The sequence below is a fragment of the Lentzea sp. NEAU-D7 genome, from assembly GCF_026242055.1.
Taxonomy (GTDB): domain Bacteria; phylum Actinomycetota; class Actinomycetes; order Mycobacteriales; family Pseudonocardiaceae; genus Lentzea.
The window spans coordinates 51,482-71,359 of record NZ_JAPJDL010000035.1; the positions used below are offsets into that span (position 1 = coordinate 51,482).

The window sequence follows — 19,878 nt, forward strand, 5'->3', positions numbered from 1 at the left end:
CGCCTTCTCGCGCCGTTTAGGGGAGCGGTGTGCACGGTCGGGCAGGATCCTGACCGTGCACACCCCACGTGTGGTCATCTGGACCACCTCAGATCCTGAGACGACGCGGGCGGAACTGGCCCGGCGCCCGACCCGCCCGCGACTGCTGGTGCCCGTCGCGCACGGCACGTTCGTGCTCGGCCCGCACCCGTACACGTCCGAGTCGCTGATCGACGGCCTGCGCGTGGTGAAGGGCCGCCGGATCGGTCTGGTGTGGACGGAGACGACGGCGTGGCTCGTCTACTTCGACGGGGTGGTCCGCGGCTGGCGGTTCGGACCGGACGACTTCTTCGAGCCGGAGTCGCCGAAACGACTGCCGGAAGGGCTCAGCTGGCTCGGCGAGGCCGCCGAGGCCGTGCGGGAACGCGGCGTGCTCGACGGTGTGAGCGCGTTGCGAACCGCGTTGGAGGCCGCCGGGTTCTTCTCGGACGCCGCCGCGTTGGTCAGGATCGACGGCGGTGAGGTCGACGAAGCCGTGCCCTACCACGAGAAGAAGTGGTGGGAAGGGCTGGCCGGTGAACGTCAGGGGATGTCCGACCAGCCGTGGGTCAACCCGCTCCTGCCACTCGGCGGCACGCTCCTGGTGAGCGTCGGCGCCGCCTTCCTCCTGACAATGGCGGAGGTTCCGGCTCTGATCACGGTTCCGCTGTACCTCCTGATGGTGGCGGCGCTCGCGATGCGGACGGGGATCGCCGTGGTGGCGTGGAGCCGCGGCAGGCGCGTCGACGCGTTCCCCGCTCGCGACGTTCTAGGCATGTCCGCATGGGCGCGTGAAGCGGACCAGGAATGATGTTGAACGTGAGAATGCTGATCTGGACCCCGCTGAACGCCGCCGAGCTGCAGAAGTCCATGCACAGCGGCAACGCGGGCCCCGCGGCGCTGGTTCCGGTGCAGTCCGGCACGGTGCTGCTGCCGCCGCCCGGCACCAAGCTCAGCGAGGCCGCGTACATGACGAACAGGGTGCGCAAGATCGGGCGCGGCGCGGCCCTGGCGGTGTGGAACGACGACGCCGCGTTGCTCTACATGTTCACCACGTCGCTCGGCCGCGCCTCGATGTGGGGATCGCGCGAGGCGGTGCTGCGGCTGTCGGCGCAGGCCAAGCAGTCGGGGCCGGTCGGCCAGTCGTTCGACCGCGCCACCGCGGGCATGGTCGACCTGCGCGAGAAGGAGAAGTGGCAGCTCGACGCCATCGACAAGCTCACCGCGCTGTACCCGGCGGCCAGTCGCAAGGGCACGCTCGAACGCATCCGCGACTTCGGCAACGGCCGGGCGGCCATCCCGGACTTCTTCCGCGAGGCGGGGCTGCACGAGGTCGCGCAGGTCGCCGAGCTCACCGAGCAGGGCAGGGCGGACGGCGTGCTGCGGACGCTCGAACCGCCGCGCGCGCAGCTGTGGCCGCTCTGGCTGATCTTCCCGCTGATCGTGTTGTCGGCGGCGGCGACGGTGGCGCTCGACATCCCGGCGGTCGTGTACTACCTCGTCGTCGTGGTGCTCCTCGCGGTGCTCGTCGGGCTCCTGGTCGTGCTCAGGCGCCGGCTCGTGCGCACGAAACCGATCAACACCGTGTTGCCGGTCATACCGGTCACGCAGGGTGCCATCCCGACCGACTAACCTGGTGGGCGTGGCACGTGTCGTCGTACTTGACTATGGATCCGGCAACCTGCGCTCCGCCGAGCGCGCGCTCCAGCGGGTCGGCGCCCATGTCGAGGTGACGTCGGACCCCCGCGCCGCCCGTGAGGCGGACGGACTGGTCGTGCCCGGCGTCGGTGCTTACGCCGCGTGCATGGAGGGTCTCAACTCGGTGCGGGGTGCCCGGCTCATCGGCGAGCGCCTCGCCGGAGGCCGTCCGGTGCTCGGCATCTGCGTGGGCATGCAGATCCTCTTCGAGCGCGGGATCGAGCACGGCGTGCTGACCGAGGGCTGCGGCGAGTGGCCCGGCACCGTCGAGCGCCTCGAAGCGCCGATCGTGCCGCACATGGGCTGGAACACCGTGCGTGCGCCCGAGGGGTCGAAGCTCTTCGCGGGCCTCGACAAGGACACGAGGTTCTACTTCGTGCACTCCTACGGCGTGCGCCGCTGGGAGCTGGAGCCGGCCGAGCACCTCAAGCCGCCGCTGGTGACGTGGGCGGACCACGCCGGGGACGAGTTCGTCGCCGCGGTCGAGAACGGCCCGCTGTGGGCGACCCAGTTCCACCCGGAGAAGTCCGGTGACGCCGGAGCGCACCTGCTGCGGAACTGGTTGACGACCTTGTCGTGACCACACGACTCGTGGCGGCGACCGCACGGGACGTTCAGCGAACAGCCGTGTCCAATCAGGACATCGACTTCGGCTTCCTGATGCGCGCCAACGGAGGCGCGCAGGTCTGCACCCCTTCGACGAGTGCTGCGCCGGCACGCCGGTCCCGTCGAAGTTCCCGCAGGCCACCGAGGCCCAGGAGCGCGTGGCCGCCCTCGTGCCGGGGGACGCTAGGCTGCTCGGGTGACGTTCACACTCCTCCCCGCTGTTGACGTGGCCGACGGTCGCGCCGTCCGGCTCGTGCAGGGCGAAGCCGGTACCGAGACGAACTACGGCGAGCCGCTCGACGCGGCCCTGCAGTGGCAGCGCGACGGGGCGGAGTGGATCCATCTCGTCGACCTCGACGCGGCGTTCGGACGCGGCTCCAACCGCGAGCTGATCGCCCGCGTCGTCGGCGAGCTCGACGTGAAGGTGGAGCTGTCCGGCGGCATCCGCGACGACGCGTCGCTGGAGGCCGCCCTGGCCACCGGCTGCGCCCGCGTGAACCTCGGCACGGCCGCGCTGGAAGACCCGGCGTGGTGCGCGAAGGCGCTGGCGGCGTACGGCGAGAAGATCGCGGTGGGCCTCGACGTCCGCATCACCGAGCAGGGCCACCGCGTCAAGGGCCGCGGCTGGACGTCGGACGGCGGCGACCTCTGGGAGGTCCTCGACCGGCTCGACCGCGACGGCTGCACGCGCTACGTGGTCACCGACGTGTCGAAGGACGGCACGCTGACGGGCCCGAACCTGGAGCTGCTGAGCGAGGTCTGCGCCCGCACCGACGCCCCGGTGATCGCGTCCGGCGGCGTGTCCACTGTGGACGACCTGGTCGCGCTCTCGAAGCTGTCGCGCGACGGCGTCGAGGGCTCGATCATCGGCAAGGCCCTGTACGCCGGCGCCTTCACGCTCCCGGAAGCGCTCGCTGCGGTCCGTTGACCACGGCTTCCACGTGAGCGGCCGCGGCCGCGTGCGTCACACCGGTGGTGTGCAGCACGTCGGCCGCGGTCCCCTCGGCCTCCAGCAGCACGCCGAGCAGGATGTGCTCGGTGCCGATGAACATGTGCCCCATCCGGAGCGCCTCGCGCACGGCCAGTTCCAGCGCCTTCTTGCAGTGCGTCGTGTACGGCTGCTTCTCCGGCCGCTGCTTGGCCTCCGAGTCGAGCCGGTTGAGGGTCGCGATGCGCGTGCTGCCGTCGCCCGACTCCAGCTTCGCGATGGTCTTGGCCGCGAGCCCGGCCGACTCGTCGAGCAACCCGAGGAGCAGGTGCTCGGTGCCGATCCGCTCGCTGAACCGCGCGTGGTGCCTGGCCAGCGCGATGACCCTTCTCGACCGCTGGGTGTAGCGCTCCGTGCTCGGCTTGGTGAGCTCCGGCGACTCCCTGGGCACGAACCGCTTCTGCGCCGCCTGCTTCGTGACGCCCAGGCTCTCGCCGATCTCGGCCCAGCTCGCCCCGCCCCGCCGCGCCTCGTCCACGAAGTGGCCGATCAGGTGGTCGCCGAGCTCGCTGAGCTGACCACTCATCTCGACGGCCTTGGCCAGGCGCACGAGAGCGTCGTCGGCCTCTTGAGCGACCGTCACGATGAGGTCGGTCAACTGGATCATGCGTCAACCCTAGGTTGACGCTGAGGCATGCGTCAACATCGGGTTGACGCTCAACCTGGGGTCAACGTGGACCGGCTGCCGTGATCCGGATGCCCACCGACCCGGTCCGCCCGCGCCGCAGCTTGCTGCCGAACACCGTGACCCACCCGAACAACCCGTACTTCTTCGTGATCCGCGACCGCACTGCGTCACTCGCCTCGTCGTCCAGCAACGTCGCGTGCGCCTTGATCGACTCGCCCTTCGGGTTGCCGCGCACGTCGCACGGCCCGATCTCCACGTCGCCGCTGCGGCGGATCCGCTTGACCTTGCCGGTGTCCCGCGCGCTCCAGGCGTAGAGGACGTCCTCGTTCTCGCCCTTCACGACCCAGACCGGAGTGGGCACCGGGGTGCCGTCCTTGCGGAACGTCGTCAGCAGCAGGTACTTGCCCTCGCCCAACTCGGTGATCATGGAGCCGCAGCTTAGTGCTCGTGCCTGCCTTGTAGGCTTTCCCGCATGTCAGTCGCGGTCCGTGTCATCCCCTGTCTCGACGTCGACCGCGGCCGGGTGGTGAAGGGAGTCAACTTCACCAACCTCGTCGACGCGGGCGATCCCGTCGAGCTCGCCAGGGCCTACGACGCCGAGGGCGCGGACGAGCTGACGTTCCTCGACGTGACGGCCAGCAGCGGCGACCGGGAGACGACGTTCGACGTGGTCCGCCGCACGGCCGAGCAGGTGTTCATCCCCCTCACGGTCGGCGGCGGCGTACGCAGCCCCGAGGACGTCAACAAGCTGCTCCGCGCCGGCGCGGACAAGGTCAGCCTGAACACCGCCGCCATCGCGCGTCCCGAGCTGCTCAAGGAGTGCTCGGAGCGGTACGGCGCGCAGTGCATCGTGCTTTCGGTCGACGCGCGGCGGGTGCCCGGCGGCACCGGCTTCGAGGTCACCACGCACGGCGGCCGCACCGGCACCGGCATCGACGCGATCGCCTGGGCCGCAAAGGGCCAGGAGCTGGGCGTCGGCGAGATCCTGCTGAACTCGATGGACGCCGACGGCACCAAGGCCGGGTTCGACCTGGAGCTCCTCGAGCTGGTGCGCCGCGAGGTCGACGTCCCGCTGATCGCGAGCGGTGGCGCGGGCGCGATCGAGCACTTCCCGCCGGCCGTCGCCGCGGGTGCCGACGCCGTGCTCGCCGCGAGCGTCTTCCACTTCGGCCAGCTCCGCATCAGCGAGGTCAAGGACGGCCTGCGCCAGGCGGGCGTCGTGGTGCGATGAAACCCGTCGAGGTGCGGGTCGCCTCGGCGGTCGCGTTCGGTGGCGCACTCGTGTTCTTCGTGATCGGCCTGGTCCTGTGGCGCTCGACCGGTGACGCGGACGTGCTGAAGCTGCCGTCGTTCATCGCGGTCCTCGAACTGCCCGTCGCTGCGGCGCTGCTCCTCAGGCTCCGGTTCATGCACTACCCGGCGATGATCGTGTTCATCCTCGTCGCGCTGCTGCACCTCGTCATCGTGCTGGCCGAGGGACCGGCGTGGGCCCGCGTCGCGTCCGGAGTGCTGTCCGCTGTGCACATCTACGGAGTGGTCCTGCTCAACACCGGACCGGCTCGTGAACACCTGGGAGGTCCCCGTTGAGCAGCCCGCTCGATCCCGCCGTGTCCCAACGGCTCAAGCGCACCCCGGACGGCCTGGTGTGCGCGGTCGCCCAGCAGCGCGGCACCGGTGAGGTGCTCATGGTGGCGTGGATGGACGACGAGGCGCTGCACCGCACCCTCACCACCCGCCGCGCGACGTACTACTCGCGCAGCCGCCAGCAGCTGTGGGTGAAGGGCGAGACCTCCGGGCACACCCAGTACGTGCACGAGGTCAGGCTCGACTGCGACGGCGACACGCTGCTGCTGACCGTCGACCAGGTCGGTGCCGCCTGCCACACGGGCGACCGCACGTGCTTCGACGCGACGGTGCTGCTCGCCGACGCGTGAGCGGTCAGTCCAGTTCGCCGGTCAGGTAGCGCTGGAGGTTCGGCCCGACCGTCCTGGCCACGGTCTCCGCGTCGGTCGACGCGAGCGGCTCGAACTGCAGGACGTACCGGACGATGCCGAGCCCGATCATCTGGGTCGCGCAGAGGGTGGCCCGCAGTTCGTGCTGCTCGGAGCCGATCTCCACGAGCACGTTCTTGAAGATCGCGTTGACGAGGAACGACTTCAGCGCGCCCGCCACCTCCGGCTGGCTGGTGACGCTGCGGAGCAGGGCCGCGAACGTGCCGCCGCCGGTCGCGTCCCACACCGTCACGAAGGTGCGGACGATGCGTTGTCCCGCCTCGTCGACCGGGCCGTCGAGAACGCGCTTGAGGACCTCGGCCGGGTCGAACGGGAGCTGCAGGACCGACTGCGCGAACAGGCCTTCCTTGCCGCCGAACCAGTGGTTGACCATCGCGGCGTCCACGCCCGCCTTGGCGGCGATCGCGCGCACCGTGGCGCCGTCGTAGCCCTTCTCGACGAAGACCTCGCGGGCCGCTGCGACGAGTGCGGCCTTGGTGTCCTCGCCCGCGGCACGGCGGCCTCGGCGTTTCTGGTTGACTTGCTCCACGTGGGTCATAGTTCAACAGTTGTTGAATTTATGCAACAATTGTCGGCATGGTGAGCGTCATCGGGGCTGTGGCCGCCGCTGGTCTGGGGACTGTGAGTCCTTCGCGTGAGGAGTTCCGCGAGCTCGCGGTCAACCGCCGGGTCATCCCGGTGGTCCGCAAGCTGCTCGCGGACGCGGAGACCCCGGTCGGCCTGTACCGCAAGCTCGGGGCCAATCAGGCCGGCACGTTCCTCTTCGAGTCGGCGGAGAACGGGCGCTCCTGGTCGCGCTGGTCGTTCATCGGCGTGCGGTCGGCGGCGGCGCTCACGGCGACGGGCGGTGAGGCGTTCTGGACGGGCACGCGGCCCGTCGGCCTGCCCGACGGCGGCGACCCGCTGCAGGCGCTGCGCGAGACCATCGAGGTGCTGCGCACGGACCCGTTGCCCGGCATGCCCCCTCTGACCGGCGGCATGGTCGGCTACATCGGCTACGACGCGGTGCGGCGGCTGGAGCGGCTGCCCGTCATCGCCGAGGACGACCTGCAGATCCCCGAGCTGGTCATGCTGCTGGCGACGGACCTCGCCGCGCTCGACCACCACGAGGGCACCGTCACGCTCATCGCGAACGCGATCAACTGGGACGACTCGGCCGAGCGGGTCGACGCCGCGTACGACGACGCGGTGCGCCGCCTCGACGAGATGACGACGGCGCTGCACACGCCCGCGCCGCCGACGGCCGCCGTGTTCTCGCGGCCCAAGCCGGAGTTCCGGCGCCGGCGCACGCAGGCCGAGCACTTCGCGGCCGTCGAGAAGGCCAAGGAGGCCATCCGCGCGGGCGAGGCGTTCCAGGTCGTCGTGTCGCAGCGGTTCGAGATCGACACGGACGCCGACGCGCTCGACATCTACCGGGTGCTGCGCGCGACGAACCCCAGCCCGTACATGTACCTGCTGCGCCTCGACGGGTTCGACATCGTCGGGTCCAGCCCGGAGTCGCTGGTCACGGTGCGCGACGGCAAGGCGACCACGCACCCCATCGCGGGCACCCGCTGGCGCAGCGAGGACCCCGAGGAAGATGCCCTGCTGGAGAAGGACCTCCTCGCGGACCACAAGGAACGCGCCGAGCACCTGATGCTCGTCGACCTCGGCCGCAACGACCTGGGGCGCGTCTGCAAACCTGGCTCGGTGCACGTGGTCGACTTCTTCAAGGTCGAGCGGTACAGCCACGTCATGCACATCGTGTCGACCGTGACCGGTGAGCTGGCCGAGGGCAAGACGGCCTACGACGCCGTCGCCGCCTGCTTCCCGGCGGGCACGCTGTCAGGTGCGCCCAAGCCGCGCGCGATGGAGCTCATCGAGGAACTGGAGCCCACGCGCCGCGGGCTCTACGGCGGCGTCGTCGGCTACTTCGACTTCGCAGGGGACGCGGACACCGCCATCGCCATCCGCACCGCCCTGGTGCGCGAGGGGGTGGCGTACGTGCAGGCCGGTGGCGGCATCGTGGCCGACTCGGACCCGCTGGCCGAGGACAACGAGTGCCTGAACAAGGCGGGCGCGGTGCTGGCCGCGATCGCCACCGCGCAGACGATGGCGCCGGCAGTTGAAGGCTAGCTCGCCGTTGTGGATCGCCGCGCTCCTGCTCGTGGGCGCGGCGGGTGCCTTCTGGGGCGCCGGTTCGGTGCCGGTCGCGTTGCTGTGCCTCGCGGCCGTCGCGGCGGTCGTCGCGCTGAGCGGGGTGACGCGCAGGGTCCTCGGCGCGGTGCTGGTCGTCGTCGGCGTCGCCGGGACGTTCTCCGGCCACTGGCTGGCGATCGCCGGGGGCGTGCTCGTGGTGGCCTCCGGCGTGCTCCAGGTCGCGCTCGGGGCCCGGATGCCGAAGATCGGCGTGGGCGGCCAGAAGACCCGCGCGTCCGACCCCGAGACGGACATGTGGCGCGCGTTGGAGCGCGGGGACGATCCGACTGACGACAGGACCCCTGGCGAGACGACCTCGAACGAGTGAAGATCATTCACCACGTTCGTGCATGTGGCACGTGTACGGCCTCGGTTAGCTGCGGGGACACTTGAACCCCGGTGGCTGGGGCGTTACTCCGGCGGGGTTAGCATCCCCATAGCGGGAAGGGGAACAACACTGTGACGGTTCTCGAGTCGATCCTCGAAGGTGTGCGTGAGGATCTCGCCGCTCGCGAGGCCAAGTTGCCCTTCGACGTCGTGAAGGAGCGGGCGACCAAGGCCGCCCCGCCGCTCGACGTGCTGTCGGTGCTGCGCGGGCCGAACGTGGGTGTCATCGCCGAGGTCAAGCGCCGCAGCCCCTCCAAGGGCGCGCTGGCGGAGATCCCGGAACCGGCCGAGCTCGCGTCCGCCTACGAGGCGGGCGGTGCGTCGGTGATCAGCGTGCTGACCGAGCAGCGCCGCTTCGGCGGGTCGCTGGCCGACTTCGACGCGGTGCGCCGGGCGGTGAAGATCCCGCTGCTGCGCAAGGACTTCATCGTGTCGCCGTACCAGGTGCACGAGGCCCGCATGCACGGCGCGGACGTGGTGCTGCTGATCGTGGCCGCGCTGGAGCAGAACGCGCTCGTGTCGCTGCTCGACCGCGTCGAGTCGCTCGGCATGACGGCACTCGTCGAGGTGCACACGGCCGAGGAGGCCGACCGCGCGCTGGAGGCGGGTTCGTCGGTCATCGGGGTGAACGCGCGCAACCTCCACACGCTGGAGGTCGACAAAGACGTTTTCGGCAGGATCGCTCCGGGGCTACCCTTCGAGACGATCAAGATCGCCGAGTCGGGCGTGACCGGGCCCGGCGACCTGATGTCGTACGCCGGCGCGGGCGCTGACGCTGTGCTCGTCGGCGAAAGCCTGGTGACCAGCGGAGACCCCAAGGCCGCCGTGAACAAGCTCGTGACCGCGGGCTCACACCCCGCGTGCCCCCGGCCCAGCCGGTAGGGCACGGTTGATCCAAGCGCCAGAGGAGCTACCCGATGGGCCAGTTCACGCCCACACCGCATGATCCCGACGCACGTGGCCACTTCGGCCCGTGGGGCGGCCGGTTCGTCCCGGAGGCCCTGATCGCCGCGGTGGACGAATTGGCCGCCGAGTACGACAAGGCGCGGCTCGACCCGGAGTTCGTGAACGAGTTCAAGCGCCTCCTGCGGGACTTCGCGGGCCGTCCGTCGCTGCTGACCGAGGCCCCGAAGTTCGCGGAGCACGCCGGTACGCGGGTGTGGCTCAAGCGCGAGGACCTCAATCACACGGGTTCACACAAGATCAACAACGTGCTCGGCCAGGCGTTGCTGACCAAGCGCATGGGCAAGCAGCGCGTGATCGCGGAGACCGGCGCCGGCCAGCACGGCGTGGCGACGGCGACCGCGTGCGCGCTCCTCGGCCTCGACTGCGTCGTCTACATGGGCGAGGTCGACACCGAGCGCCAGGCGCTGAACGTCGCGCGGATGCGCCTGCTGGGCGCCGAGGTCATCCCGGTGAAGTCCGGGTCGCGCACCCTGAAGGACGCGATCAACGAGGCGCTGCGCGACTGGGTCACCAACGTCGACGACACGCACTACCTGCTCGGCACGGCCGCGGGCCCGCACCCGTTCCCGCTGCTGGTCCGCGACTTCCACCGGATCATCGGCATCGAGGCGCGCGAGCAGATCCTCGAGAAGGCCGGGCGCCTGCCCGACGCCGTCGTCGCCTGCGTCGGCGGCGGCTCGAACGCGATCGGCATCTTCCACGGCTTCATCGACGACGCGGACGTCCGCCTGGTCGGTGTCGAGCCCGGTGGTTCCGGCCTGGACAGCGGCAGCCACGGCGCCACGCTGACGGCGGGCACGCCCGGTTCGCTGCACGGCGCGATGTCGTACGTCATGCAGGACCAGGACGGCCAGATCACCGAGGCGCACTCGATCTCCGCCGGTCTCGACTACCCCGGCGTGGGTCCCGAGCACTCGCACCTCAAGGACATCGGCCGCGCCGAGTACTTCCCGGTCACCGACGCCGAGGCCATGGAGGCGTTCGCCCTGCTCTCGCGCACCGAGGGCATCATCCCGGCGATCGAGTCCTCGCACGCGCTCGCGGGCGCGCTGAAGCTCGGGCCGTCGCTCGGGCCGGACGGACTCCTGGTCGTGAACCTCTCCGGCCGCGGCGACAAGGACATGGACACGGCCGTGAAGTACTTCGGCCTCGCTGACGGGGGACAGGCCTGATGTCGTTGACCGACGTGTTTTCCGCCGCGCGGGCCGAGTCGCGTGCCGCGCTGATCGGCTACCTGCCCGCGGGCTTCCCCACGGTCGAGGGTTCCAAGGACCACCTCCGTTCGATGATCGAGTCAGGGTGTGACCTGGTCGAGGTCGGCCTGCCGTTCTCCGACCCGGTCATGGACGGCCCGACGATCCAGGCCGCCGCCGAGCAGGCGCTGTCCGCGGGGTTCCGCGTGCGGGACCTGTTCGACGTGGTCGCCGCCGTGTCCGACGCCGGCGGGCGTGCGGTTGTGATGACGTACTGGAACCCGGTCCTGCGGTACGGCGTCGACGCGTTCGCACGCGACCTCGCCGCCGCCGGTGGGCTAGGCATCATCACGCCCGACCTCGTGCCCGACGAGGCCGACGACTGGATGGCGGCCTCGGCCGCGCACGGACTCGACCGGACGTTCCTGGTGGCGCCGTCGTCGACCGAGGAGCGCATCGCGATGACCGCGCGCGCCTCGTCCGGCTTCCTCTACGCCACTGCGGTCATGGGCGTCACGGGCGCCCGTGACGTCGTGTCGTCCGCCGCTCCCGCTCTCGTCGCGCGGGTGCGGGAGCACACCACGCTGCCCATCGGTGTCGGGCTGGGTGTGCGCTCCGGTGCGCAGGCCGCCGAGATCGCGGGGTTCGCGGACGGCGTCATCGTCGGGTCGGCGTTCGTGTCGGCCGCGGGCGAGAGCGACGCCGCGGTGCGCGCGCTGGCCGCTGACCTCGCCAAGGGTGTGCGATCGGCTGTCGCTCCAGTCTGAACCTCCTCTGTCCGGTGAACCGCTCGGCCTGCCGGCCGGGCGGTTTTGCTTTGTGCTCCTTTCGGAGCCCTTGATGTTCCTCCAAGAGCATGACACGGATTCGAACGCCTGATCGAGTGAATCTCTGTCGATTGGGGCCAAAACCCCGTTTGGTCGTCGGTTCCAGCTGCGATCGTGGGCTCATGCACAAGCCAGCCATCCGCACGGCGTGCCACACTGGTGGTGCGCATGCGGTCAACGGAGGTGATGCCCAGTGGTGGCGCCAGCCGAAGTTCAGTCCGATTTCCTGCTGCCCAACCACGAAGGGCCTTGGACGCTCAAAGACGTCCTCGCACTGCCGGAAGACCACAGTCAGCGCATCGAACTCGTCGACGGGATGCTTCTCGTGAGCCCGCTGGGGAGTTACCGGCACCAGCGGCTGGTGGGCAGGGTGTTCGTCGCGCTGGACAGTGCGTGTCCGGCGCAGTTCGAGGCGACTGTCGAGCTCAACGTCGCGTTGTCGAGCGGCCGCTTGCTGATCCCGGACTTCACGGTGGTGAAGCCGTGTGATGCGGACATCACGTTCCCGGTGTCGAACCTCGTGCTGGCGGGCGAGGTGCTCTCCAAGAGCACGCGGATGAACGACCTGGTGCTCAAGCGCCATGTGTACGCGGAAGCCGCCGTTCCTTACTACCTGATCATCGACCCGTTGAAGAAGGTCGTCGAGGCGACGCTGCTCGAGCTCAACGACGAAGGTGAGTACGTCGAGATCGCGCAAAGCGACGCCGGCGTGCTGACGATCGAGCGACCGTTCCCGGTCACGATCGAGCTGCCCTCCTAGCCGTAGAGCCACTCCAGCCGTTCGTGCAGCTCGGCGACGGTCCACGAGGCGAACATCGCGTCACGGACCTCCGCTGCCTCGCCGGCCGGGTGGTAGACCTCCCGCCCCATCGCCCTCGAGGCGTGGTGGACGCGCGCGGTCCGCTCCGAGCGGAGCGCCACGTACCGCGCAAAAGAGCCGGCCACGTCCTGAGGAGCGAACACGGTGGAGAGGCAGACGGCGTCCTCCAACGCCTGACAGGCGCCCTGCGCGGCGTACTGCAACACCGGATGGGCGGCGTCCCCGAGCAACACGACGCGGGAGTCCTGCCAGTCCGCGATCGGCGCCCGGTCGCACAGCACCCACGCGCGCCACTCGCCGGCGAGTTCCATGAGCCGAGCCGCGTCGTCGCACAACGGCACGAAGTGCTTCATCACCTCGGCGTGCTCGACGGGCTTGCCGTTCATGGGCTCCGTCGCACCGTTGTCCGTGGTGGCAACGAGGTTCACGTACCGCCCACCGGCGATCACGTACCAGACGACGTGATAGCGAGGCCCCGCCCACAGCGTGACGACGTTCTCCTTCAACGAAGGCGGCACGTTCCGCGAGGGGATGACCGCGCGGAACGTCGTGTGCCCGGACACCTGCGGATCCCCGTCGCCCACGAGCTGCCGCCGCACCGCCGATCGCAGCCCGTCAGCGCCGACCAGTGCCTCTCCGCGCACGACATCGCCCGACCGCAGCACCGCCGTGACTCCGTTCGCGTCCTGCTCGTAGCCCTCGACCGCGCTGCTCACCCGAAGGTCGATCCGTTCGTTGCTCCGGCAGGCGTCGAGCAACGGCGCGAGCACGTCGTCGCGATGCACCACCGCATAGGTGCCGAACCGCTCCCGGAAGCCCGCGTCGACCGGCAAGCCGGCGATCTGCCGCCCGGACACCCCGCACCGCAACCGCAACTCGTCGACGTGCACGGCCCGAGCCCGCACCGCGGCACCCACGCCCAGCGCGTCGAGCATGCGGAACCCGTTGGGCCCGACCTGGATGCCGGCCCCGATCTCCTCGAACGCCGCCGCGGCTTCGAGCACCGTCACCCGCGCACCCGCCCGCGCGAGGCCGAGCGCCGTCGCCAGCCCGCCGATACCGCCGCCGACCACCAGGACCGTCATGTCCGACCTTTCGCGAGTCCGCCCAGAGCGCGTCCGAGTATTTCGGTTCGTGCCCGGTGGTGGGTGCCGCAGGAGGGCTCGCTTCGGGAAGGGGACGTGACGCGCGGACTGCCAGGCTCGGGTATCCGCGATCCCGGGCCACTGAGGTCGCACGTTCGGCCCTGCGAGCAGGCGGTGCCCTCGCGGACTCGCGGTGCCGCCGCCGACGGGCGGTGTCGCTGCGGGCTGGTGGTGATCCTGCGGCCGGGCGGTGCCGCCGCAGACAGGCGGTGTCCCTAAGGGCTGGCGATGCTCCCATAGATAGGCGGTGCCCCTGCGGGGCGGCTGGTGCCCCGCAAGCCTGCGGCGCTCCCGCGCCCTGCGGCGCTCCCGCGCCCTGCGGCGCTCCCGCGCCCTGCGGCGCTCCCGCGAGCCCGCAGCGCCCCCGCAGACGGGAAACCTGCAGCGCCCCCGCAGACGGTCAGTGCCCCGGCAGTCAGGCAACGCCCCACAGTCAGCGGGTGGACGGGCACCGTTCCACCACCCGGCGCATGGACCACGGGCGTACAGCCGAGCGTCCCCGAAGCGCGGGCTCAACGCGCCTATGCGCAGCTACCACACACACGCGCCAGGCCGGGTACCCCCAATTTCCATTCTAGTGATCGGCACCGACAGGGTTCGGGCTCGATAACGATCGTGCGCCCCCACGAGAGGCTCACGGGCCGACCGGTACGGTGGGCGCCGTGTTGGACGCCCTTCTGGCCACGATCCCGAGTCCCGACCGCGGTGTTTGGTACCTCGGTCCGCTCCCCATCAGGGCCTATGCGCTGTGCATCATCGCCGGCATCGTCGTCGCGATCTGGTGGGGTGAGCGCCGCTGGATCGCACGCGGCGGCCTCAAGGGCGAGGTCACGGACATCGCCGTGTGGGCGGTGCCGTTCGGTCTCGTCGGCGGGCGGCTCTACCACGTCATCACCGACAACCAGAAGTACTTCGGGCCGGGCAAGGACCCGCTCGCGGCGCTGCAGATCTGGAACGGTGGCCTCGGCATCTGGGGTGCCATCGCGCTCGGTGCCGTCGGTGCCTGGATCGCGTGCCGCCGCAGGGGCATCCCGCTGCCGGCGATGGCGGACGCGCTGGCGCCCGGCATCGTGGTCGCGCAGGCCATCGGGCGGCTCGGCAACTACTTCAACCAGGAGCTGTACGGCGGCGACACGACGTTGCCGTGGGGTCTGGAGATCTACCGTCGCGTCACGCCCGAGGGTCGTGAGGACGCGCTGGCGGGCATCGCCATCGACCACACGCCGATCCAGGTCGTGCACCCGACGTTCCTCTACGAGCTGCTGTGGAACCTCGGTGTCGCGCTGCTGATCGTGTGGGCGGACCGGAAGTTCCGGCTCGGCCACGGCCGGGTCTTCGCGCTCTACGTCGCGGGCTACACGGCCGGTCGGTTCTGGATCGAGCTCATGCGGACCGACGAGGCGACGCTGGTCTTCGGCACGCGCGTGAACGTGTTCGTGTCGGCGCTCGTGTTCTTCGGCGCGGTCGCGTACTTCATCATCGCCAAGTCCCGTGGTGAGCGTGAGGACGTCGCCGCGCTGCGCGGCACCGGAGAAGACCCCGCCGAACCCGCCGCGGAGGCGGAAGCCGAAGCGGAAGCTGCGGAGGACAAGAGCGTCGTCGAGGACGACGCCGCCGAGAAGGACAAGAAGAACTCCCCGGAGTCCGTCAAACCGGAGTGATCTGTGCGCGTGCTCGTCGTCGAGGATGACGACCGGGTGGCCCGGGGCCTGCTGACCGCACTGCGGCACGCGGGCTACGAGGTGCATCGGGTGGCCACGGCCGCCGACGCGCTGCGTGCCGCGCCCGCCGACGTGGTGCTGCTCGACCTCGGGCTGCCCGACGGCGACGGCCTGGAGGTGCTGCGCGAGCTGCGGCACAGGCCGGGCACCGCCGTCATCACGGTGACCGCGCGCGGCGAGGAACGGGAACGCGTGCTCGGCCTGCGGGCCGGGGCCGACGACTACGTGGTGAAGCCGTTCGGCACGTCCGAGCTCCTCGCCCGGATCGAGGCCGTCCTGCGCAGGACGCGCACGCACCGCGCCGAGCCGGAGGCGGAAGGACCGATCCAGATCGGTCCGCTGCGGATCATCGCCGCTACCCGGGTCGCCACAGTGGACGGTGAACCGCTTTCGCTGACCCGCAAGGAGTTCGACCTCCTCGCGCTCCTCGCCACCCGCAAGGGTGAGGTGGTGAGCCGCGACTTCATCGTGGACCAGGTGTGGCAGGCGCACTGGGAGGCGCCGTCGCGGACGCTCGACACGCACATCGCGGCGTTGCGCGGCAAGCTCGGCGGCCACGTCAGGATCGAGACGGTCAGGGGAGTGGGCTACCGGCTCGCCACGTGACGAGTGTCCGAGAGACATCCACAGGCTGTTGCGGGACAATCACAACCGATGCTCCGCCGACTGCTCGTCATCACCGTTCCGCTGCTCGTCGCCCTGGTCGCGGCGCTCGGCATCCCGTTGGCGTCCGCGGTCGTGCAGCGCGAGACCCAGACCACCTACCTCGACCGCCTCAGCGACGCGAGCAGGTTCGCGGCGCTCGGCGAGAGCGCGTTGCAGTCGGACCGGCTGGAGGCGCTGAGCCAGGAGATCCAGCGCTACGACGACCTCTACGACATCCCGGTCGCACTGGTCAGCGCCGACAAGCGGATCCTGCTCGCGTCCCGGCAGGGCTTCGACCCCAGCAACGACTCCGAGGTCACGAGGTCGCTGCACACGGCGCTGAACGGCGGCGTGCGGCCGGAGCCCGAGTACACGGGCTGGCCGTGGCGCACCGGGCCGATGGTCGTCGTCGAGCCGGTCGGGCGGGACAGCGAGGTGGTGGCCGCGGTCGTCACGATCTCGCAGACGCGAGGCCTGCGGACCGAGGTGCTGCGGCAGTGGGGGCTGATGGCGCTGGCCGGGCTCGCGCCGATGCTCGCCGTGGTCGCCGCCGCCTGGCCCATGTCGCGGTGGGTGCTCAGGCCGGTCGGCAGGCTCGACGAGGCGACCGCCGCCGTGGCTGCGGGCAACCTCGACGTGCGGGCGGACGAGGTCGGCGGTCCGCAGGAGCTCCGCAGGCTCGCGCGCAGTTTCAACACCATGGTCGACGTCGTCGGCAAGGCCCTGAACAGGCAGAAGGCGTTCGTGGCCGACGCGTCCCACCAGCTGCGGAACCCGCTCGCGAGTCTCCGGCTGGCCGTGGACAACCTCGAACCGCACGTGGACGGCGAGCTCGCGAGGGAAGCGCACCAGATCGCGGTCGAGGAGGCCGAGGAGATGGGGCGCGTGCTCGACACGCTGCTCGCCGCGACCAGGCTCGACAGCGCGCGGCAGACCGAGCCCGTCGAGATCGACCAGCTGCTCACGACGCACCGGGCGGCCTGGCAGGCGCTCGCGAGCCGGTCCGGGGTCACGCTGAGGATCGACGTGCCGGCGGGCCTCACCATGCAGGAACCGCCCGGTGGCCTCGGCAGCGTGCTCGACGAGCTCGTCAGCAACGCCATCCGGCTCGCCAACGCCACCGAGGTCACGATCACCGGCGAGACCGGTGAGCTGCACGTCGTCGACAACGGCGACGGCCTGAGCGCCGAGGAACGCGAGCTCGCGCTGCAGCGGTTCTGGCGCGCCACCAAGCACCAGAACATCGCGGGCACCGGGATGGGGCTCGCGATCTGCGCCGAGCTGATCGAGTCCGCCGGCGGCACGCTCACCCTGCACGACGCGGACCCGGGCCTGGACGTGAAGGTCGCCCTCAGCGCTTCACGGAACGGAACCAGCGCATAGCGCCGTCGTGCAGCGGCACCAGCCCGGTCGCGATGCCCGTGCGGACGTTGATCCGCGACGCCTCCGGGTGGCCCTCGACGATCCGCGCGGTCTCGGTGAACACCGTGCGCGTCACGACCTCGACGACGTCCGCGCTCAGCGACTCGCGCGCCAGCAGCAGGTTCGGCACCGCGAACGTCTGGTTCGCGGCCACGTCCTCGTAGGTGGTGCTGGGGATCGTCGCCGGGATGTAGGGGCCCTTGTACTTCTCGGCGAGCTTGACCGCCTCCATCGGGATGTTGACCAGCCGCACGTCGCCCTGCAGAGCGGTGATCGCGGGCGTCGGGATGCCGGTCAGCGCCAGCATCGCGTCCAGCGATCCGTCCGCGACGCGGCGGGACGCCTCGGCGTGCGCCATGCGTTCGTCCACCGCGGACAGGCCGAAGAACTCCAGCATCCGCCTGGCGGTGAACTCCGTTCCGGAACCGATGGGCCCCAACGAGATCCGCTTGCCCGCGAGATCACCGAACGTGCGGATCGGCGACCCCGCCGGGACCGCGATCTGCATGAAGCTGTCGTAGAGCCGGCCGACCGCGCGGACGCTCTGCGGGTCGTCGATGGGGTCCAAAGAGGACAGCGCGAGCTGCGCTTCACCTGATCGCAACAACTGCAGGTTCTCGACCGACGCGGCCGTCGGGATGGCGGTGACCTTCGTGCCGGGCAGCTGCTCGGCCAGCGCCGCCGCCAGGGCCCCTCCGACCTCGCGGAACACCGCCCCCTCCGGCCCGGTCGCGAGCACCAGCTCAGCGGGTGCCTCGACCCTGCGCGGGGTGCACCCGGCAAGAGCCAGTCCGGCCCCTAGCAGAAGCGTGCGACGGCTGAGCGACACCGGCGAAGCCTAGCTGTTACGTCAGGGCTGTCTGAAGTTTCCTCAGGTCGGCTTGTCGGGCCTGGTGGCGCGGCTCACTCTCTCTCCCAACACGTAGTTCGAGGAGGAACAAGTGGCGACCACCGCAACAGGCCGCAAACCGATCTACAAGCACCTCTACTTCTGGGTCCTTGTCTCCATCGTGCTGGGCGCGGCCGTCGGCTTCCTGTTCCCCAAACAGGCGTCCGAGATGAAGTGGCTCGCCGACCTGTTCGTGAACCTCGTGAAGGTCGTCATCGCGCCGACCATCTTCGCGACGATCATCGTCGGCATCGCGGGCCTCGGGAACCTCGCCAAGGCGGGCGGGCTCGCGCTCAAGACGATCCTCTACTTCACCGCGATGACCACGGTGGCGCTCGCCATCGGCCTCATCGTCGTGAACATCGTCCAGCCGGGTCACCACGGCGGCGACATCGAGCTCAACGCGAGCCAGGCCGACGCGACGCTGAAGTCCGCCTCGACCGCGGAGACGGGCATCACCGGCTTCATCCTGAGCCTGGTGCCCAAGTCGTTCGTCAGCGCGTTCACCGACGGCCAGCTGATCCAGGTGCTCGTGGTCGCCATCCTCGTGGCCGTCGCGGTCGCCGGCATGGGTGAGCGCGGTGCCAAGGTCGTCTCCGCGATGGAGACGCTCTCCAAGGTGATGTTCGGCATCATCAAGATCGTCATGTACGTGGCGCCGATCGGTGCCTTCGGCGGCATCGCCTACACCGTCGGCAAGTTCGGCGGCAGCGTCCTGGGCAAGCTGCTGTGGCTGATGGGCTCGTTCTACGCCACCTGCATCCTGTTCGTCATCGTGGTGCTCGGCCTGGTCGCGAAGTTCGCGGGCTTCAGCCTCTTCAAGTTCCTGCGCTACATCAAGGACGAGATCCTGATCGTGCTCGGCACCTCGTCGTCCGAGTCCGTGCTGCCGCGCATGATGGTCAAGCTGGAGGCGGCGGGCGCCCAGAAGTCGGTCGTCGGCCTCACCATCCCGACCGGGTACTCGTTCAACCTCGACGGCACCTGCATCTACCTGACCATGGGCGCGATCTTCATCGCCCAGGCCACGGGTCACGACGTGTCGATCGGCGTCCAGATCGGCCTGCTGCTCTTCATGCTGATCGCGTCGAAGGGCGCGGCGGGCGTCACCGGCGCCGGCCTCGTCACCCTGGCCGCCTCGCTGCAGGCCTTCGAGGCCCACTCGGCCATCCCCGCGGTCGGCATCGCGCTGATCGTCGGCATCGACCGCTTCATGTCCGAGGCCCGCGCCATCACGAACGTGATCGGCAACGGTGTCGGGTCGCTCGTGGTCGCCGCCTGGCAGAAGGCCCTCGACAAGGAGCGCCTGACCGAGGTGCTGAACAACCCCGACAGCGTCGACGTCGACGACCTGCTGGCCCAGCAGACCGGGGCCGAGGGCGACGACAAGAAGGAGCCGGTCGCGGCTCACTGAGGACGTCCGTGGCTGGAGGCGACTCTTCCCGCCTCCAGCCACGAGACCCCGGACCTCCACGTATGCCGAGGTCCCGCTCTCCCCGCATGCGGCGCGGGGCGAACGGGGCCTCGGTCTCGTTTGGTGGGGAACAATCCTGATCTGCCCGAATGGACGGAGGCGGCTCGACTTCAGCTGGAGGAGGTGAGCGTCCGCTAACTGGGACGATAAGCGGCTGACCAGCCAGAACGTCTCTGTACCCAGCCCATCCACTGGCAAACCGGGAATGTCGCGCAACTCTCATCGGGCTGGCCGAAGTTGAACGTTCGGTTACGCTTACCC

The 19,878-nt window shown here is 70.2% G+C and carries 22 protein-coding genes; 17 read left to right on the top strand and 5 right to left on the bottom strand.

Annotated features, from left to right (window positions below; translation table 11 throughout):
- Positions 1-55: 55 nt before the first annotated feature.
- The 4 genes from ORI60_RS42530 to priA all read left to right on the top strand — a co-directional run bounded on the left by ORI60_RS42530 (position 56) and on the right by priA (position 3,250).
- Entirely contained in the window at positions 56-829 is a 774-nt protein-coding gene (locus ORI60_RS42530; RefSeq protein ID WP_266043666.1) for a hypothetical protein, read from the top strand.
- An 8-nt stretch (positions 830-837) separates the two neighbouring features.
- Positions 838-1,650, top strand: coding sequence for a hypothetical protein (locus ORI60_RS42535; RefSeq protein WP_266043667.1), 813 nt, complete (start codon positions 838-840; stop codon positions 1,648-1,650).
- A 10-nt stretch (positions 1,651-1,660) separates the two neighbouring features.
- A complete protein-coding gene (gene hisH, locus ORI60_RS42540) occupies positions 1,661-2,296 on the top strand; it encodes an imidazole glycerol phosphate synthase subunit HisH (RefSeq protein WP_266043668.1) in 636 nt (211 codons plus the stop codon).
- Positions 2,297-2,518: 222 nt separating this feature from the next.
- Positions 2,519-3,250, top strand: a complete 732-nt coding sequence (gene priA / locus ORI60_RS42545) for a bifunctional 1-(5-phosphoribosyl)-5-((5-phosphoribosylamino)methylideneamino)imidazole-4-carboxamide isomerase/phosphoribosylanthranilate isomerase PriA (protein WP_266043669.1) — start codon at positions 2,519-2,521, stop codon at positions 3,248-3,250.
- Here the strand turns inward: priA and ORI60_RS42550 are convergent.
- Positions 3,216-3,917, bottom strand: coding sequence for a Clp protease N-terminal domain-containing protein (locus ORI60_RS42550; protein ID WP_266043670.1), 702 nt, complete (start codon positions 3,915-3,917; stop codon positions 3,216-3,218). The two genes, priA and ORI60_RS42550, sit on opposite strands and share 35 nt — an antisense overlap.
- Positions 3,918-3,978: 61 nt before the next feature.
- On the bottom strand, positions 3,979-4,365 hold the full coding sequence (locus tag ORI60_RS42555; RefSeq protein ID WP_266043671.1) for a PPOX class F420-dependent oxidoreductase: 387 nt from the start codon (positions 4,363-4,365) through the stop codon (positions 3,979-3,981).
- A 45-nt stretch (positions 4,366-4,410) separates the two neighbouring features.
- Here ORI60_RS42555 and hisF point away from each other — a divergent pair, with 45 nt between their 5' ends.
- From hisF to hisI, 3 genes are read left to right on the top strand one after another with little or no spacing between them, the layout of a single operon-like run.
- Positions 4,411-5,169 carry an imidazole glycerol phosphate synthase subunit HisF gene (hisF, locus tag ORI60_RS42560; protein WP_266043672.1) on the top strand — a complete coding sequence of 253 codons (759 nt, stop codon included), beginning with the start codon at positions 4,411-4,413 and terminating at the stop codon, positions 5,167-5,169.
- Positions 5,166-5,525, top strand: coding sequence for a hypothetical protein (locus ORI60_RS42565; protein WP_266043673.1), 360 nt, complete (start codon positions 5,166-5,168; stop codon positions 5,523-5,525). The genes hisF and ORI60_RS42565 overlap by 4 nt, the downstream gene beginning before the upstream one ends.
- Complete coding sequence (hisI, locus tag ORI60_RS42570) at positions 5,522-5,872, top strand: phosphoribosyl-AMP cyclohydrolase (RefSeq protein ID WP_266043674.1); 351 nt, start codon at positions 5,522-5,524, stop codon at positions 5,870-5,872. The genes ORI60_RS42565 and hisI overlap by 4 nt, the downstream gene beginning before the upstream one ends.
- 4 nt (positions 5,873-5,876) lie before the next feature.
- On the opposite strand, the gene ORI60_RS42575 is transcribed toward hisI, so the two are convergent.
- Positions 5,877-6,488 carry a TetR/AcrR family transcriptional regulator gene (locus tag ORI60_RS42575; protein WP_416234590.1) on the bottom strand — a complete coding sequence of 204 codons (612 nt, stop codon included), beginning with the start codon at positions 6,486-6,488 and terminating at the stop codon, positions 5,877-5,879.
- Positions 6,489-6,526: 38 nt separating this feature from the next.
- On the opposite strand from ORI60_RS42575, the gene ORI60_RS42580 reads away from it, so the two are divergent.
- From ORI60_RS42580 to ORI60_RS42605, 6 genes are all read left to right on the top strand, one after another.
- Complete coding sequence (locus ORI60_RS42580) at positions 6,527-8,065, top strand: anthranilate synthase component I (RefSeq protein ID WP_266043676.1); 1,539 nt, start codon at positions 6,527-6,529, stop codon at positions 8,063-8,065.
- A complete protein-coding gene (locus tag ORI60_RS42585) occupies positions 8,055-8,456 on the top strand; it encodes a hypothetical protein (protein WP_266043677.1) in 402 nt (133 codons plus the stop codon). The genes ORI60_RS42580 and ORI60_RS42585 overlap by 11 nt, the downstream gene beginning before the upstream one ends.
- A gap of 131 nt (positions 8,457-8,587) precedes the next feature.
- Positions 8,588-9,397 carry an indole-3-glycerol phosphate synthase TrpC gene (gene trpC, locus ORI60_RS42590; RefSeq protein ID WP_266043678.1) on the top strand — a complete coding sequence of 270 codons (810 nt, stop codon included), beginning with the start codon at positions 8,588-8,590 and terminating at the stop codon, positions 9,395-9,397.
- Positions 9,398-9,432: 35 nt separating this feature from the next.
- Positions 9,433-10,653: a tryptophan synthase subunit beta gene (gene trpB, locus ORI60_RS42595; RefSeq protein ID WP_266043679.1), complete on the top strand. Its 1,221-nt coding sequence runs from the start codon at positions 9,433-9,435 to the stop codon at positions 10,651-10,653.
- Positions 10,650-11,441: a tryptophan synthase subunit alpha gene (trpA, locus tag ORI60_RS42600; protein WP_266043699.1), complete on the top strand. Its 792-nt coding sequence runs from the start codon at positions 10,650-10,652 to the stop codon at positions 11,439-11,441. Before trpB ends, trpA begins: the two co-directional genes overlap by 4 nt.
- Before the next feature lie 253 nt (positions 11,442-11,694).
- Positions 11,695-12,261, top strand: a complete 567-nt coding sequence (locus ORI60_RS42605; protein WP_266043680.1) for a Uma2 family endonuclease — start codon at positions 11,695-11,697, stop codon at positions 12,259-12,261.
- Here the strand turns inward: ORI60_RS42605 and ORI60_RS42610 are convergent.
- Positions 12,258-13,406, bottom strand: a complete 1,149-nt coding sequence (locus ORI60_RS42610; RefSeq protein WP_266043681.1) for an FAD-dependent monooxygenase — start codon at positions 13,404-13,406, stop codon at positions 12,258-12,260. The two genes, ORI60_RS42605 and ORI60_RS42610, sit on opposite strands and share 4 nt — an antisense overlap.
- A 725-nt stretch (positions 13,407-14,131) precedes the next feature.
- Between ORI60_RS42610 and lgt the strand changes: the two genes are divergently transcribed.
- The 3 genes from lgt to ORI60_RS42625 are packed head-to-tail and all read left to right on the top strand — an operon-like array spanning position 14,132 to position 17,215.
- A complete protein-coding gene (lgt, locus tag ORI60_RS42615; protein ID WP_266043700.1) occupies positions 14,132-15,127 on the top strand; it encodes a prolipoprotein diacylglyceryl transferase in 996 nt (331 codons plus the stop codon).
- A gap of 3 nt (positions 15,128-15,130) precedes the next feature.
- Positions 15,131-15,793 carry a response regulator transcription factor gene (locus ORI60_RS42620; protein WP_266043682.1) on the top strand — a complete coding sequence of 221 codons (663 nt, stop codon included), beginning with the start codon at positions 15,131-15,133 and terminating at the stop codon, positions 15,791-15,793.
- Positions 15,794-15,841: 48 nt separating this feature from the next.
- Entirely contained in the window at positions 15,842-17,215 is a 1,374-nt protein-coding gene (locus ORI60_RS42625; protein WP_266043683.1) for a sensor histidine kinase, read from the top strand.
- Here ORI60_RS42625 and ORI60_RS42630 read toward each other — a convergent pair.
- A complete protein-coding gene (locus ORI60_RS42630; RefSeq protein ID WP_266043684.1) occupies positions 17,184-18,083 on the bottom strand; it encodes a TAXI family TRAP transporter solute-binding subunit in 900 nt (299 codons plus the stop codon). The genes ORI60_RS42625 and ORI60_RS42630 overlap by 32 nt on opposite strands.
- 112 nt (positions 18,084-18,195) lie before the next feature.
- On the opposite strand from ORI60_RS42630, the gene dctA reads away from it, so the two are divergent.
- Positions 18,196-19,557, top strand: coding sequence for a C4-dicarboxylate transporter DctA (gene dctA / locus ORI60_RS42635; protein ID WP_266043685.1), 1,362 nt, complete (start codon positions 18,196-18,198; stop codon positions 19,555-19,557).
- Positions 19,558-19,878 lie beyond the last annotated feature (321 nt).

Excerpts from the sequence above, each read along its gene's own strand:
- ORI60_RS42550 (WP_266043670.1), bottom strand. The coding sequence starts at position 3,917 with ATGATCCAGTTGACCGACCTCATCGTGACGGTCGCTCAAGAGGCCGAC.
- ORI60_RS42555 (WP_266043671.1), bottom strand. The coding sequence starts at position 4,365 with ATGATCACCGAGTTGGGCGAGGGCAAGTACCTGCTGCTGACGACGTTC.
- hisF (WP_266043672.1), top strand. The coding sequence starts at position 4,411 with ATGTCAGTCGCGGTCCGTGTCATCCCCTGTCTCGACGTCGACCGCGGC.
- ORI60_RS42565 (WP_266043673.1), top strand. The coding sequence starts at position 5,166 with ATGAAACCCGTCGAGGTGCGGGTCGCCTCGGCGGTCGCGTTCGGTGGC.
- ORI60_RS42575 (WP_416234590.1), bottom strand. The coding sequence starts at position 6,488 with ATGACCCACGTGGAGCAAGTCAACCAGAAACGCCGAGGCCGCCGTGCC.
- ORI60_RS42580 (WP_266043676.1), top strand. The coding sequence starts at position 6,527 with ATGGTGAGCGTCATCGGGGCTGTGGCCGCCGCTGGTCTGGGGACTGTG.
- trpB (WP_266043679.1), top strand. The coding sequence starts at position 9,433 with ATGGGCCAGTTCACGCCCACACCGCATGATCCCGACGCACGTGGCCAC.
- ORI60_RS42610 (WP_266043681.1), bottom strand. The coding sequence starts at position 13,406 with ATGACGGTCCTGGTGGTCGGCGGCGGTATCGGCGGGCTGGCGACGGCG.
- ORI60_RS42625 (WP_266043683.1), top strand. The coding sequence starts at position 15,842 with ATGCTCCGCCGACTGCTCGTCATCACCGTTCCGCTGCTCGTCGCCCTG.